Origin of the sequence: Pseudomonas parasichuanensis (assembly GCF_021601385.1) — a bacterium.
In the GTDB taxonomy this organism is placed as follows: domain Bacteria; phylum Pseudomonadota; class Gammaproteobacteria; order Pseudomonadales; family Pseudomonadaceae; genus Aquipseudomonas; species Aquipseudomonas parasichuanensis.
The window spans coordinates 58529-72056 of record NZ_BQHO01000009.1 but is presented as its reverse complement, the minus strand read 5'-3'; the positions used below and the strand labels follow the sequence as shown (position 1 = coordinate 72056).

Sequence of the window (13528 nt, the reverse complement as noted above, 5' to 3'; positions counted from 1 at the left end):
CCTTACAGATAGTGGGCGTTGGCAGCGTCCAGGGTGCCCTGGGCCTGCATGATCAGTTCGCAGAACTCACGGGCGGCACCTTCGCCACCGCGTGCCTGGGTGACGCCATGGGCGTGCTGGCGAACGAACGGTGCGGCATTGTGTACCGCCATGCCCAGGCCTACCCGGCGAATCACCGGCAGGTCGGGCAGGTCGTCACCCAGATAGGCGACCTGTTCGTAGCTTAGATTGAGTTCGGCAAGCAGGCCGTCCAGCACCACCAGTTTGTCCTCGCGGCCCTGGAACAGGTGCGGAATGCCGAGGTTCTTCGCCCGGCGCTCGACCACCGGGGTCTTGCGCCCGCTGATGATCGCCGTGGTGACGCCAGCGGCCATGAGCATCTTGATGCCGTGGCCGTCGAGGGTGTTGAAGGTCTTGAACTCGCTGCCGTCTTCGAGGAAGTACAGGCGGCCATCGGTGAGCACGCCGTCGACGTCGAACACCGCCAGTTTGATGGCCTTGGCGCGTTGCATGAGGTCCTGGTTCATTTACATCACTCCGGCGCGCAGCAGGTCGTGCATGTTCAGGGCGCCGGTCGGCCGGTCGCTCTGATCGACAACGACCAGTGCGCTGATCTTGTGGTCTTCCATGATCTTGAGGGCCTCGGCGGCGAGCATCTCGGCGCGCGCGGTCTTGCCATGCACGGTCATGACTTCATCGATGAGGGTCTTGTGCACGTCGATATTGCGATCGAGGCTGCGGCGCAGGTCGCCGTCGGTGAAGATCCCGGCCAGCGTGCCGTCCTGCTCCAGCACCACGGTCATGCCCAGGCCCTTGCGTGACATTTCGATCAGCGCGTCTTTAAGCAGGGTGCCGCGCTGCACCTGGGGCAGTTCGTCGCCGGCATGCATCACGTTCTCGACCTTCAGCAACAAGCGGCGGCCCAGTGCCCCGCCAGGGTGGGAGAAGGCGAAGTCTTCGGCGGTGAAACCGCGTGCTTCGAGCAGGGCGATGGCCAGTGCATCACCCAGGGCCAGCGAGGCGGTGGTGGAAGAGGTCGGCGCCAGGTTGAGCGGGCAGGCCTCCTGGGCGACGCTGGCGTCCAGATTGACCTCGGCGGCCTGCGCCAGCGGCGAGTCCGGATTGCCGGTCAGGCTGATCATCTGGATGCCCAGGCGCTTGATCAGCGGCAGCAGGGTAACGATTTCGGCGGTGCTGCCCGAGTTGGACAGGGCCAGGATGACATCGTCGCGGGTGATCATGCCCATGTCGCCATGGCTGGCTTCGGCCGGGTGCACGAAAAATGCCGGCGTGCCGGTGCTGGCAAGGGTGGCGGCGATCTTGTTGCCGATATGCCCGGACTTGCCCATGCCGACCACGACCACGCGGCCCTTGCTCGCCAGGATCAGCTCGCAGGCCTTGACGAAATCACCGTCGATGCGGGCCAGCAGTGCCTGCACTGCCTCGAGTTCCAGGCGCAAAGTGCGCTGGGCGGATTGGATCAGCTCGCTGGATTGGCTCATGTCGAAAACGCAATGCCTGATGAAAAGGCGGCGATTATAGCCGCAATGTGTGAAAGGCTCATCCATTCGATTGTCGTAAGAAGCGACTGCAAGGCTGTCGTCTACCTGAACAGCCCTATTCGCGGCCTTGGGGACGTACCGTCTGCGGTGCTATAGTTCGCCGCTGTTCGGCCCGCCAGGGACCAGTGTGCCTTCAAGATGAGGGCAGGCGTCCATGAAGACGAGGCTGCATTGCAAGGAGTCTAGATGAGTGTGGATAGCGCCTGCGCGGTCGAGCTGAAGGGCGTCACCTTCAAGCGTGGTTCGCGCAGCATTTTCAGCAACGTGGACATACGCATTCCCCGCGGCAAGGTCACCGGCATCATGGGGCCATCGGGGTGCGGCAAGACGACATTGCTGCGCCTGATGGGCGCACAGTTGCGCCCGTCCAGCGGGGAAGTCTGGGTCAATGGCCAGAATCTGCCTGCGCTGTCACGGGGCGACCTGTTCGATGCGCGCAAGCAGATGGGTGTGCTGTTCCAGAGTGGCGCCCTGTTCACCGACCTTGATGTCTTCGAGAACGTTGCCTTCCCGCTGCGCGTGCACACCGAGCTGCCGGACGACCTTATTCGTGACATCGTCCTGATGAAATTGCAGGCCGTGGGCCTGCGCGGTGCCATCGACCTGATGCCCGACGAGCTCTCCGGCGGCATGAAGCGCCGCGTGGCGCTGGCCCGGGCGATTGCCCTCGACCCACAGATCCTCATGTACGACGAGCCGTTCGTCGGGCAGGACCCGATCGCCATGGGTGTGCTGGTGCGCCTGATCCGCCTGCTCAACGACGCCCTGGGCATCACCAGCATCGTGGTTTCGCACGACCTGGCGGAAACCGCCAGCATTGCCGACTACATCTATGTCGTGGGCGATGGTCAGGTGCTGGGGCAGGGTACGCCTGCCGAGCTCATGGGCTCGGACAACCCGCGTATCCGCCAGTTCATGAAGGGCGATCCGGACGGCCCGGTACCCTTCCACTTCCCTGCGCCCGATTACCGCGCCGATTTGCTGGGGGCGCGTTGATGCGCAAGAAATCCTTACTCGAACGTATCCGTCTGTTCGGCCGTTCGGCCATCGATGTGCTGGCCGTGCTGGGCCGCTCCTGCCTGTTCCTCGGCCACGCGCTGAGCGGTCGGGGCGGTGTCGGCGGCGGCTTCCAGTTGCTGGTCAAGCAGCTTTATTCGGTGGGTGTGCTGTCGCTGGCGATCATCGTCGTGTCCGGGGTGTTCATCGGCATGGTGCTGGCGCTGCAGGGCTACAGCATCCTCGCCCGCTATGGCTCGGAGCAGGCAGTGGGACAGATGGTTGCCCTGACCCTGCTGCGCGAGCTCGGCCCGGTGGTGACTGGCCTGCTGTTCGCCGGCCGCGCGGGTTCCGCGCTGACGGCCGAAATCGGCAACATGAAATCCACCGAGCAGTTGTCGAGCCTGGAAATGATCGGTGTCGACCCGCTCAAGTACATCGTCGCCCCGCGCCTGTGGGCCGGCTTCATCTCGCTGCCGCTGCTGGCGCTGATCTTCAGCGTGGTGGGCATCTGGGGTGGTTCGTGGGTGGCGGTCGACTGGCTGGGCGTCTACGAAGGCTCGTTCTGGGCCAACATGCAGAACAGCGTTTCTTTCACCGACGACGTGATCAACGGGCTGATCAAGAGCCTGGTGTTTGCCTTCGTCGTCACCTGGATCGCCGTATTCCAGGGGTATGACTGCGAGCCCACCTCAGAAGGGATCAGCCGTGCCACTACCAAGACCGTGGTCTATGCCTCGTTGGCAGTCCTGGGTCTGGACTTTATTCTGACCGCCTTGATGTTTGGAGATTTCTGATGCAAAACCGCACCCTGGAAATCGGTGTCGGCCTGTTCCTCCTGGCCGGGGTTCTGGCGCTGCTGCTGCTGGCCCTGCGTGTCAGCGGGCTGTCGGCCAGCCCGAGCAGCGACACGTACAAAGTTTATGCGTACTTCGACAATATCGCCGGTTTGACGGTCAGAGCTAAAGTGACCATGGCCGGCGTGACCATCGGCAAGGTCACGGCTATCGATCTGGACCGCGATTCGTATACCGGTCGGGTCACGTTGCAGCTGGACAAGAACGTCGACAACCTGCCGACCGACTCCACTGCCTCGATCCTGACCGCCGGCCTGCTGGGCGAGAAGTACATTGGCATCAGCGTGGGCGGCGAAGACGCGGTTCTGAAAGACGGCAGCACCATCCACGACACCCAGTCGGCGTTGGTGCTGGAAGACCTGATCGGCAAGTTCCTGCTCAATACGGTGGGCAAGGAACCCAAAGAAGCGCAACCGGCTAATTAAGGAGTTTCCATGATTTCGATCCTGCGACGTGGCCTGCTGGTTCTGCTGGCGGCCGTTCCCCTGTTGGCCATGGCGGCGCCGGGGCAGTCCGCCCGTGATGTCATCCAGGGCACCACGACCCAGCTGCTGAGCGACCTCAAGGCCAACAAGGCGCAGTACAAGGCCAACCCTGAGGCGTTCTACGCCGCACTCAACAGCAACCTTGGCCCGGTGGTCGATGCCGACGGCATCTCCAAGAGCATCATGACCGTCAAGTATTCGCGCAAGGCCACCCCGGAGCAGATGCAGCGCTTCCAGGAGAACTTCAAGCGCAGCCTGATGCAGTTCTATGGCAACGCCTTGCTCGAGTACAACAACCAGGGCATCACCGTCGACCCGGCCAAGGCCGAGGACGGCGATCGCACCAGCGTCGGCATGAAAATCACCGGCAACAACGGTGCGGTCTATCCGGTGCAGTACACCATGCAGAAGCTCGATGGCGAGTGGAAAGTGCGCAACGTCATCGTCAACGGCATCAACATCGGCAAGTTGTTCCGCGACCAGTTCGCCGACGCCATGCAGCGCAACGGCAACAGCCTGGACAAGACCATCGACGGCTGGGCCGGCGAGGTGGCCAAGGCCAAGGAAGCCGCCGACAACTCGCCGGATAAGGAAGTCAAATGAGCGATGCCGTCGTGAGCATGCCCGAGCCCGGCGTGGTTTGCCTGGCCGGGGTGCTCGACTACCGCAGCGGTCCGGCCCTGCGCAAGCAGGGCAAGGCATTGATCGCCGCCAGTGGCGAGCCACGGCTGGTGATCGACTGCAGTGCGGTGGTCAAGTCGAGCAGCGTTGGCCTGGCCCTGCTGCTGGCCTTCATGCGTGATGCCCAGGCGGCTGGCAAGGCCTGCGAATTGCGCGGCATGCCAGCCGACATGCGGGAAATTGCCGGGGTCTATGACCTCGATGAAGTGCTGGCCGGTTGATGGCTTGCACGAAGGTGAAGGCCCCTCGGTCAGCGAGCCCCGTCATGGGCTTCGCAGGCGAGGGGCTTTTTTGTATGATGGCCGACCCGCGCGCGTTGGGCGCCGATCGAGGTTGAGCATGCAGGCCGTAGAAGTCAAAAGCTTTCTGGAAGAGAAATTGCCGGGATCCCGGGTCGAAGTTGAAGGCGAAGGCTGCAACTTCCAGTTGAACGTGATCAGCGACGAGCTGGCCGGCCTGAGCCCGGTCAAGCGTCAGCAGGCGATCTATGCTCACCTCAATCCGTGGATCGCCAACGGCGCCATTCACGCGGTAACCATGAAATTCTTCAGCAGCGCAGCCTGGGCTGAGCGCACCTGAGCCAACTTGGCGGCGAGACACAAATGGACAAACTGATTATCACTGGCGGCCCACGCCTCGATGGCGAAATCCGCATCTCCGGTGCCAAGAACGCGGCCCTGCCGATTCTGGCGGCGACCCTGCTGGCCGACGGCCCGGTCACCGTTGGCAACCTGCCACACCTGCACGACATCACCACCATGATCGAGCTGTTCGGTCGCATGGGCATCGAGCCTGTGATCGACGAAAAGCTGGCCGTGGAGATCGACCCGCGCACCATCAAGACCCTGGTTGCGCCGTACGAGCTGGTCAAGACCATGCGTGCCTCGATCCTGGTGCTCGGCCCGATGGTCGCCCGTTTCGGTGAGGCCGAAGTGGCCCTGCCTGGCGGCTGTGCCATCGGCTCGCGCCCGGTTGACCTGCACATCCGCGGCCTGGAAGCCATGGGCGCGAAGATCGAGGTCGAAGGCGGCTACATCAAGGCCAAGGCGCCCGAGGGCGGCCTGCGCGGTGCGCACTTCTTCTTCGATACCGTCAGCGTGACCGGTACCGAGAACATCATGATGGCCGCAGCACTGGCCAAAGGGCGCAGCGTACTGCAAAACGCCGCTCGCGAGCCTGAAGTGGTCGACCTGGCCAACTTCATCAACGCCATGGGCGGCAAGGTTCAAGGCGCGGGTACCGACACCATCACCATCGATGGCGTCGAGCGCCTGCACTCGGCCAGCTACCGCGTCATGCCCGACCGCATCGAGACCGGTACCTACCTGGTCGCCGCCGCCGTGACCGGCGGTCGCGTCAAGGTCAAGGACACCGATCCGACCATCCTTGAAGCCGTGCTGGAAAAACTCAAGGAAGCTGGTGCCGACATCACCACTGGTGAAGACTGGATCGAGCTGGACATGCACGGCAAGCGTCCCAAGGCCGTCAACCTGCGTACCGCTCCGTACCCGGCGTTCCCGACCGACATGCAGGCGCAGTTCATTTCGCTCAACGCCATCGCCGAAGGCACTGGCGCAGTGATCGAGACCATCTTCGAAAACCGCTTCATGCACGTCTACGAGATGCACCGCATGGGCGCGCAGATCCAGGTCGAAGGCAACACCGCCATCGTCACTGGCGTCAAGGCGCTCAAGGGTGCTCCGGTGATGGCCACCGACCTGCGCGCTTCCGCCAGCCTGGTGCTGTCGGCGCTGGTCGCCGAGGGTGACACCCTGATCGACCGCATCTACCACATCGACCGTGGTTACGAGTGCATCGAAGAAAAACTGCAGATGCTGGGCGCGAAGATCCGTCGCGTACCGGGCTAACAGCCCGCAGGCGCACGGAGGCGCCTACCGAATCGAATACCGGCCAGGCTCATCGCCTGGCCGGCTGTAGCCGCTTAAGGACCGACGTTTCCCATGTTGACCATCGCGCTATCCAAAGGCCGTATTCTCGACGATACCCTGCCACTGCTGGCCGAGGCCGGTATCGTGCCGACCGAGAACCCGGACAAGAGCCGCAAGCTGATCATCCCCACCACGCAGGACGACGTGCGCCTGCTCATCGTGCGGGCCACCGACGTGCCGACCTATGTCGAGCATGGCGCCGCCGACCTCGGTGTAGCCGGCAAGGACGTGCTGATGGAATACGGCGGCCAGGGCCTGTACGAGCCACTGGACCTGCAGATTGCCCAATGCAAGCTGATGACCGCTGGCGTCACCGGCGCACCTGAGCCCAAAGGCCGTCTGCGCGTGGCGACCAAGTTCGTCAACGTGGCCAAGCGTTATTACGCCGAACAGGGCCGCCAGGTCGACATCATCAAGCTGTACGGCTCCATGGAGCTGGCCCCGCTGATCAACCTCGCCGACAAGATCATCGACGTGGTCGACACCGGCAACACCCTGCGTGCCAACGGCCTGGAGCCTCAGGACCTGATCGCCACGATCAGCTCGCGCCTGGTGGTCAACAAGGCCTCCATGAAAATGCAGCACGCCCGCATTCAAAGCCTGATCGACACCCTGCGCAACGCCGTCGAATCGCGACACCGCGGCTGACTTCTGCGCGCGACCTTCGCTGTCGCGCCCGTCTATCCGCGTCATAGCCTTCTTTCTCAGGTGCCCGCGCGGATGGACTGGTAGCCTTGGGCGCCTGAGCATTCGCTAATAAAACGAGGCCCTCGCCATGACCGTGTCCACTGCAATTGCCCGTCTCAACGCCGCTGACCAGGATTTCGCCCGACATCTGGATCATCTGCTGAGCTGGGAAAGTGTGTCCGATGACGCGGTCAACCAGCGCGTGCTCGACATCATCAAGGCCGTGCGCGAGCGCGGTGACGCGGCACTGGTTGAATTCACCCAGCGCTTCGACGGCGTCGACGCCAAGACCATCGATGACCTGATCCTCGACCGTGCCCGCCTGGAGCTGGCGCTGACCCGCATCACCCCAGTGCAGCGTGAAGCGCTGGAGAAAGCCGCCAACCGCGTGCGTATGTACCACGAGCGACAGAAGCAGGACTCCTGGCAGTACACCGAAGCCGACGGCACCGTGCTCGGCCAGAAAGTCACCCCGCTGGACCGTGCTGGTCTGTATGTGCCGGGCGGCAAGGCGTCGTACCCCTCGTCGGTGCTGATGAACGCGATTCCAGCCAAGGTCGCCGGTGTCGCTGAAGTGGTGATGGTGGTGCCGACCCCGCGTGGCGAGGTCAATGAGCTGGTGCTGGCCGCCGCCTGCATTGCCGGCGTTGACCGCGTGTTCACCGTGGGTGGCGCCCAAGCCGTTGCCGCCCTGGCCTATGGCACCGAGAGCGTGCCGCAGGTGGACAAGATCGTCGGCCCGGGCAACATCTACGTGGCCACCGCCAAGCGCCACGTGTTCGGCCAGGTCGGTATCGACATGATCGCCGGCCCGTCGGAGATCCTGGTGGTGTGCGATGGCCAGACCGACCCGGACTGGATCGCCATGGACCTGTTCTCCCAGGCCGAGCACGACGAAGATGCCCAGGCCATCCTGGTCAGCCCGGATGCCGAGTTCCTCGATCGCGTTGCCGCCAGCATCGACAAGTTGCTGCCGACCATGGAGCGCGCCGAGATCATCGAAAAGTCGATCAACGGCCGTGGCGCGCTGATCCAGGTGCGCGACATGCAACAGGCCATCGAAGTGGCCAACCGCATCGCCCCCGAGCACCTGGAGTTGTCGGTGGCCGACCCGCAGGCCTGGTTGCCGCAGATCCGCCATGCCGGCGCGATCTTCATGGGCCGCCACACCAGCGAGGCGCTGGGCGACTACTGCGCCGGCCCCAACCACGTACTGCCGACCTCCGGCACCGCGCGCTTCTCTTCGCCACTGGGCGTGTATGACTTCCAGAAGCGCTCGTCGATCATCTTCTGTTCCGAAGAGGGCGCGTCCGAGCTTGGTCACACCGCCTCCGTACTGGCCCGTGGCGAGTCGTTGACCGCCCACGCCCGCAGCGCCGAATACCGCATCCTCACCGAGAAGGGGAATTGAGCATGAGTCGTTTCTGGAGTCCCTTCGTCAAGGACTTGGTGCCTTACGTGCCGGGCGAGCAGCCCAAGCTGGCCAAGCTGGTCAAGCTCAACACCAACGAGAACCCCTATGGCCCTTCGCCCAAGGCGCTGGAGGCCATGCGTGGCGAGCTGAATGACAGCCTGCGCCTGTACCCGGACCCGAATAGTGACCGGCTCAAGCAGGCGGTGGCCGAGTATTACGGCGTCACCCCGGCGCAGGTGTTCGTCGGCAACGGATCGGACGAGGTGCTGGCGCACATCTTCCACGGCCTGTTCCAGCACGATGCACCGTTGCTGTTCCCGGACGTCAGCTACAGCTTCTACCCGGTGTATTGCGGCCTGTACGGCATCCCGTACGAGCCGGTGGCGCTGGACGAGCAGTTCCAGATTCGCGTTTCGGACTACAACAAGCCAAACGCCGGGATCATCTTCCCCAACCCGAATGCGCCGACCGGTTGCCTGCTGCCGCTCGAGGCCGTGGAGCAGCTGCTGAAGGCCAACCGTGATTCGGTGGTGGTGGTGGACGAGGCGTACATCGACTTCGGTGGCGAGACGGCTATCAGCCTGGTCGACCGCTACGACAACCTGCTGGTGACCCAGACCCTGTCCAAGTCGCGCTCGCTGGCTGGCCTGCGGGTTGGCCTGGCGGTGGGGCATCCGGACCTGATCGAGGCGCTGGAGCGGATCAAGAACAGCTTCAACTCCTACCCGTTGGACCGTGCCGCGATTGTCGGGGCAGCGGTGGCGTTCGAGGATCGTGCTTACTTTGACGAGACGTGCCGCAAGGTGATCGACAGCCGTGAGGTGTTGGTTTCGGCGTTGCAGGCGCGGGGGTTCGAGGTGTTGCCTTCGGCGGCGAACTTCATCTTTGCCCGGCATCCGCAGCAGGATGCGGCGGGGATTGCGGCGCGGCTGCGGGAGCAGGGGGTTATTGTGCGGCACTTCAAGCAGGAGCGGATTGCGCAGTTCTTGCGGATTACGGTTGGGACGCCGGAGATGAATCAGGCGTTGCTTGATGCGCTTGATTGATTTGGGTTGCTGTTGATATTGGGGCGAGTTGGGGGTGTTGGTTATCTCCTGATTCGCCCTTTGTTGTTGTTGTTGTTGTTGTTGTTGTTGTTGTTGTTGTTGTTGTTGTTTTGAAAGTTTTATGCGCATTCATTTGCGATGTCGACGCGAAGTCACCTTTCCGCCCTTACGGCGGCTTACTTTTTTTCTTGGAAAAAAGTAAGCAAAAACCGCTCGCTCCCATCATACGGCCCCTGCGCTGCGCTCCGGGGTCCCTTCGCTCCGGCGTCCTCCGGGCCCGCGCGGCCTCCGACTTGCTGCGCAAGTCTACATCTCGCGCCTTCGGCTACGCCGAAGGGTGCTGCGCACCAGGGCCCTCCAGACGCCTGCGCTCAGCCTCCTGAAGTCGCGAAGTTAGGGGCGGCGCCTAGGCTGGCTTTAGCTGTCGCTAGTTGGGTTAAGTGGGAACTCTGGATTGCAATCGCTGGCAAGCCAGCTCCCACAGGGTAGTGCGAAAACTTCAGGCTTGCGCTGTACCTGTGGGAGCCGGCTTGCCGGCGATAGGGCCAGAACAAACAACACATCAACAACAGTCAAACTTAAATAGCAATATTACTGCTGTTGATCTGCTCTTGATCTGTTTTTGCTTTTGCTTCTAAGCGCGCAATAGTCCAGGCAACACAAATTGCGACTTCAGGAGGCCGCGCGGGCCCGGAAGGCGCCGGAGTCGAGGGGACCCCGGAGCGCAGCGCAGGGGCCGTATGATGGGAGCAGGCGGCTTTGGTTACTTTGGCCAAGACCAAGGTAAGCCGCCGTAAGGGCGGAAAGGTGACTATAAGTCGACATCGCCGCCGAATGCGCATACATCTATCAAAACCAACACCCTGAAACCCGAACCCGCACCCGAACCCCAAACCTTGCCACCCCCACCCCAACCCGCTATCGTCCCACTACCCAAAAATTCATCCGATGACTGGACGTCCCCAGGTGACCCCCCTGATCAAACGCTCCCTGGTCGAACAAGCCGTCGACCAGCTCCGCGACCGCATCGCCCAAGGCACCTGGGCAATCGGCCAGCGCCTGCCCACCGAGCCCGAGCTGGCCAGCGACCTAGGCATCAGCCGCAACACCGTACGCGAAGCCATGCGCGTCCTGGCCTTCAGCGGCCTGGTCGAGATCCGCCAGGGCGACGGCAGTTACCTGCGCACCGCCCAGGACCCCCTGCAAGCCGTGCAGGCCATGGCCCGTTGCACCGTCGAACACGCCCGCGAAACCCGCCATATCCTTGAAGCCGAGGCCATCGGCCTGGCGGCTCTGCGCCGCACCGAACAGGACCTGCGTGAGCTGCGCGAAGCCCTGCAGCACAGCGCGGCGCACTTCCAGGGTGACGTGGACGCCTACGTCGAATGCGATATCAACTTCCACCAGCGCCTGGTGGATGCCGCCCACAACCCGGCACTCAGCGAACTCTACCGCTACTTTTCCGGCGTCGCGGCCGCCGCCCTGCAGCACAACATGACCACCGTCCCCCGTTGCCAGGCGGTGTTCGACCTGCATGGGCAGATCCTCGACGCCCTCGAACAACGCGACCCGGACCTGGCCAAGCGCCTGAGCCGAACCCTTATCGAATCCTGACCGGGAGACGGCCATGGCCGAACCTATGACCCGCGACATCAATCCCCGCGAGGCGGAGCTCGACGAACTGTTGATCGACGCCGAGGCTGACGACGAGCAAGTGCAGCAACAGCCGGTGCTGCTGCGCCGGCCCTGGCTGCTGTTGCTGGGCCTGGTGCTGGTGGCGCTCAACTTGCGCCCGGCCCTGTCGAGCATGGCACCGGCACTGGGCCAGGTTTCCCAAAGCCTGGGCCTGAACGCCTCGCAGGCGGGCTTGCTGACCACCTTGCCGGTGCTGTGCCTGGGGTTGTTCGCACCCCTGGCGCCGATCCTGGCGCGGCGCTTTGGCAGCGAGCGGGTGATCCTCGGGATTCTCCTCACCCTGGCCCTGGGCATCCTGGTGCGCAGCGCACTGGGCGTGACGGGGGTGTTCCTCGGCAGCCTGATGGCGGGGGCCAGCATTGGCATCATCGGCGTGCTGCTGCCAGGTATCGTCAAGCGCGACTTCCCACAGCATGCCGGCACCCTGACCGGGGTCTACACCATGGCCTTGTGCCTCGGGGCGGCGCTGGCCGCCGGCGCAACCGTGCCGCTGAGCCAGCACTTCGATGACAGCTGGGCGCTGGGCCTGGGCTTCTGGATGCTGCCGGCGCTGGTGGCGATGCTGGTATGGCTGCCCCAGGCCCGCCAGGGCCATGGCCTGCACAAGGTGGCGTATCGGGTGCGTGGGCTGTGGCGTGATCCGCTGGCCTGGCAGGTGACGCTGTACATGGGCTTGCAGTCGTCGCTGGCCTACATCGTCTTCGGCTGGCTGCCCTCGATCCTGGTGGGCCGCGGCCTCAGCCCGACCGAGGCAGGCCTGGTGCTGTCGGGTTCGGTGCTGGTGCAGCTGATCAGCTCACTGAGCGCGCCGTGGCTGGCAACCCGTGGCAAGGACCAGCGCCTGGCCATCGTGGTGGTGATGCTGGTGACCCTGGCCGGCCTGTTCGGCTGCCTCTACGCGCCAATCGACGGGCTGTGGGGCTGGGCAGTACTGCTGGGGCTGGGGCAAGGCGGTACCTTTGCCCTGGCCTTGACCCTGATCGTGTTGCGCTCGAAAGATGCGCACGTGGCTGCCAACCTGTCGAGCATGGCCCAAGGGGTGGGGTACACCCTGGCATCCACCGGGCCCTTCGCCGTCGGCCTGGTGCATGACCTGACCGGGGGCTGGGATGCGCTGGGCTGGATCTTCGCGGTACTGGGCGTGGGCGCCATCGCGTTCGGCCTGGGCGCCGGGCGGGCCTTGCATGTGCAGGTCAGCAGCGAGCGGGTGTAGACCACGCCGCCCGTGATCATCATTCACGGCGCGAATGGGCATGGTGCTGGTGGTGGCCAGGCAGTATCGTGCGGGTTCCGTAAATGCGCAGGATCACCCCATGAGCGACGCCAACAGCGCCCTGATCACCCGTTTCTACCAGGCCTTCCAGCGCCTGGATGCCGAGGCCATGGTGGCCTGCTACAGCGATGACATCGCGTTCAGCGACCCGGTGTTCGGCACTCTGCGCGGCCAGGATGCCGGCGATATGTGGCGCATGCTCACCCGCCGTGCCAAAGACTTCACCCTGACATTCGACAACGTTCGCGGCGATGCAAGCGGTGGCGCTGCGCACTGGGTGGCGACCTACCTGTTCAGCCAGACCGGGCGGGTGGTGGTCAACGATATCCAGGCGCGTTTCGTGATCCGTGACGGGCTGATCTGCCAGCACGACGACAGCTTCGACCTGTGGCGCTGGTCGCGCCAGGCGTTGGGCATGCCGGGGGTGTTGCTGGGCTGGTCGCCCATGCTGCAGAACAAGGTTCGCCAGCAGGCGTTCAAAGGGTTGCGGGCGTTCCAGCAGGCGCGTTGAGCGGGTAAGCTGGCGGCCATCTTCAGCTGAATCGAATCGAGCCGTGAGCGAGACACCTTCCACCGCCGAGTACAAACCCTGGTACGTCTACCTTGTACGGGCAGCCAATGGTTCGCTGTACTGCGGCATCAGCGATGATCCGCAGCGGCGTTTCATCAAGCACCAGAAGGGGCAGGGCGCACGTTACTTCAAGACCAGCCCGGCGCAGGCGCTGGTGTATGTGGAGCAGTGGCCCGACAAAGGCGAGGCGCTGCGCCAGGAGCGGCTGGTGAAGAAGCTGCGCAAGCAGGCCAAGGAGGCGCTGGTGGCCTCCTATTGCGAAACCACAACCCTCTGAATTGTGGGAGCGGGTTTACCCGCGAACACCGGCAC

General features: G+C 63.8%; 16 protein-coding genes. 14 read left to right on the top strand and 2 right to left on the bottom strand.

The annotated features are described in order from the left end of the window. Positions 1-2 precede the first annotated feature (2 nt). Together L6D77_RS09870 and L6D77_RS09865 are read right to left on the bottom strand one after the other, a co-directional pair. The gene (locus L6D77_RS09870) at positions 3-527 is read right to left on the bottom strand and encodes a KdsC family phosphatase (protein ID WP_232883117.1); all 525 of its coding nucleotides are present in this window, start codon (positions 525-527) and stop codon (positions 3-5) included. Then, the gene (locus tag L6D77_RS09865) at positions 528-1502 is read right to left on the bottom strand and encodes a KpsF/GutQ family sugar-phosphate isomerase (protein ID WP_232883118.1); all 975 of its coding nucleotides are present in this window, start codon (positions 1500-1502) and stop codon (positions 528-530) included. Positions 1503-1748: 246 nt separating this feature from the next. Here L6D77_RS09865 and L6D77_RS09860 point away from each other — a divergent pair, with 246 nt between their 5' ends. The 14 genes from L6D77_RS09860 (at position 1749) to L6D77_RS09795 (ending at position 13493) form a co-directional block, all read left to right on the top strand. Beyond that, positions 1749-2558: an ATP-binding cassette domain-containing protein gene (locus L6D77_RS09860; protein ID WP_110993425.1), complete on the top strand. Its 810-nt coding sequence runs from the start codon at positions 1749-1751 to the stop codon at positions 2556-2558. Further along, on the top strand, positions 2558-3355 hold the full coding sequence (gene mlaE / locus L6D77_RS09855) for a lipid asymmetry maintenance ABC transporter permease subunit MlaE (RefSeq protein ID WP_232883119.1): 798 nt from the start codon (positions 2558-2560) through the stop codon (positions 3353-3355). The genes L6D77_RS09860 and mlaE overlap by 1 nt, the downstream gene beginning before the upstream one ends. Then, entirely contained in the window at positions 3355-3840 is a 486-nt protein-coding gene (mlaD, locus tag L6D77_RS09850; RefSeq protein WP_232883120.1) for an outer membrane lipid asymmetry maintenance protein MlaD, read from the top strand. The genes mlaE and mlaD overlap by 1 nt, the downstream gene beginning before the upstream one ends. A gap of 9 nt (positions 3841-3849) precedes the next feature. Next, positions 3850-4503, top strand: a complete 654-nt coding sequence (locus tag L6D77_RS09845) for an MlaC/ttg2D family ABC transporter substrate-binding protein (protein ID WP_232883121.1) — start codon at positions 3850-3852, stop codon at positions 4501-4503. Then, positions 4500-4802 carry an STAS domain-containing protein gene (locus L6D77_RS09840; RefSeq protein ID WP_232883122.1) on the top strand — a complete coding sequence of 101 codons (303 nt, stop codon included), beginning with the start codon at positions 4500-4502 and terminating at the stop codon, positions 4800-4802. The genes L6D77_RS09845 and L6D77_RS09840 overlap by 4 nt, the downstream gene beginning before the upstream one ends. 118 nt (positions 4803-4920) lie before the next feature. Next, a complete protein-coding gene (locus L6D77_RS09835) occupies positions 4921-5160 on the top strand; it encodes a BolA family protein (protein WP_110993420.1) in 240 nt (79 codons plus the stop codon). A 23-nt stretch (positions 5161-5183) separates the two neighbouring features. Continuing rightward, positions 5184-6449 (top strand): UDP-N-acetylglucosamine 1-carboxyvinyltransferase, encoded by a 1266-nt coding sequence (gene murA, locus L6D77_RS09830; protein ID WP_232883123.1) that lies wholly within the window; start codon positions 5184-5186, stop codon positions 6447-6449. 93 nt (positions 6450-6542) lie between these two features. Beyond that, entirely contained in the window at positions 6543-7178 is a 636-nt protein-coding gene (gene hisG, locus L6D77_RS09825) for an ATP phosphoribosyltransferase (RefSeq protein ID WP_023630427.1), read from the top strand. A gap of 127 nt (positions 7179-7305) precedes the next feature. After that, the gene (gene hisD, locus L6D77_RS09820; RefSeq protein ID WP_232883124.1) at positions 7306-8628 is read left to right on the top strand and encodes a histidinol dehydrogenase; all 1323 of its coding nucleotides are present in this window, start codon (positions 7306-7308) and stop codon (positions 8626-8628) included. Between the two features lie 2 nt (positions 8629-8630). Further along, a complete protein-coding gene (gene hisC, locus L6D77_RS09815; protein WP_232883125.1) occupies positions 8631-9677 on the top strand; it encodes a histidinol-phosphate transaminase in 1047 nt (348 codons plus the stop codon). Between the two features lie 948 nt (positions 9678-10625). Further along, on the top strand, positions 10626-11291 hold the full coding sequence (locus L6D77_RS09810; RefSeq protein ID WP_232883126.1) for a FadR/GntR family transcriptional regulator: 666 nt from the start codon (positions 10626-10628) through the stop codon (positions 11289-11291). A 13-nt stretch (positions 11292-11304) separates the two neighbouring features. Continuing rightward, positions 11305-12585 (top strand): CynX/NimT family MFS transporter, encoded by a 1281-nt coding sequence (locus L6D77_RS09805; RefSeq protein WP_232883127.1) that lies wholly within the window; start codon positions 11305-11307, stop codon positions 12583-12585. 100 nt (positions 12586-12685) lie between these two features. Further along, entirely contained in the window at positions 12686-13156 is a 471-nt protein-coding gene (locus tag L6D77_RS09800; RefSeq protein WP_232883128.1) for a nuclear transport factor 2 family protein, read from the top strand. Between the two features lie 43 nt (positions 13157-13199). Continuing rightward, positions 13200-13493 (top strand): GIY-YIG nuclease family protein, encoded by a 294-nt coding sequence (locus tag L6D77_RS09795; RefSeq protein WP_232883129.1) that lies wholly within the window; start codon positions 13200-13202, stop codon positions 13491-13493. The last annotated feature ends 35 nt before the right edge of the window (positions 13494-13528 follow it).

Coding starts and splice junctions, on each gene's coding strand:
- L6D77_RS09870 (WP_232883117.1), bottom strand. CDS start 527: ATGAACCAGGACCTCATGCAACGCGCCAAGGCCATCAAACTGGCGGTG.
- L6D77_RS09865 (WP_232883118.1), bottom strand. CDS start 1,502: ATGAGCCAATCCAGCGAGCTGATCCAATCCGCCCAGCGCACTTTGCGC.
- L6D77_RS09860 (WP_110993425.1), top strand. CDS start 1,749: ATGAGTGTGGATAGCGCCTGCGCGGTCGAGCTGAAGGGCGTCACCTTC.
- mlaE (WP_232883119.1), top strand. CDS start 2,558: ATGCGCAAGAAATCCTTACTCGAACGTATCCGTCTGTTCGGCCGTTCG.
- mlaD (WP_232883120.1), top strand. CDS start 3,355: ATGCAAAACCGCACCCTGGAAATCGGTGTCGGCCTGTTCCTCCTGGCC.
- L6D77_RS09845 (WP_232883121.1), top strand. CDS start 3,850: ATGATTTCGATCCTGCGACGTGGCCTGCTGGTTCTGCTGGCGGCCGTT.
- L6D77_RS09840 (WP_232883122.1), top strand. CDS start 4,500: ATGAGCGATGCCGTCGTGAGCATGCCCGAGCCCGGCGTGGTTTGCCTG.
- L6D77_RS09835 (WP_110993420.1), top strand. CDS start 4,921: ATGCAGGCCGTAGAAGTCAAAAGCTTTCTGGAAGAGAAATTGCCGGGA.
- murA (WP_232883123.1), top strand. CDS start 5,184: ATGGACAAACTGATTATCACTGGCGGCCCACGCCTCGATGGCGAAATC.
- hisG (WP_023630427.1), top strand. CDS start 6,543: ATGTTGACCATCGCGCTATCCAAAGGCCGTATTCTCGACGATACCCTG.
- hisD (WP_232883124.1), top strand. CDS start 7,306: ATGACCGTGTCCACTGCAATTGCCCGTCTCAACGCCGCTGACCAGGAT.
- hisC (WP_232883125.1), top strand. CDS start 8,631: ATGAGTCGTTTCTGGAGTCCCTTCGTCAAGGACTTGGTGCCTTACGTG.
- L6D77_RS09810 (WP_232883126.1), top strand. CDS start 10,626: ATGACTGGACGTCCCCAGGTGACCCCCCTGATCAAACGCTCCCTGGTC.
- L6D77_RS09805 (WP_232883127.1), top strand. CDS start 11,305: ATGGCCGAACCTATGACCCGCGACATCAATCCCCGCGAGGCGGAGCTC.
- L6D77_RS09800 (WP_232883128.1), top strand. CDS start 12,686: ATGAGCGACGCCAACAGCGCCCTGATCACCCGTTTCTACCAGGCCTTC.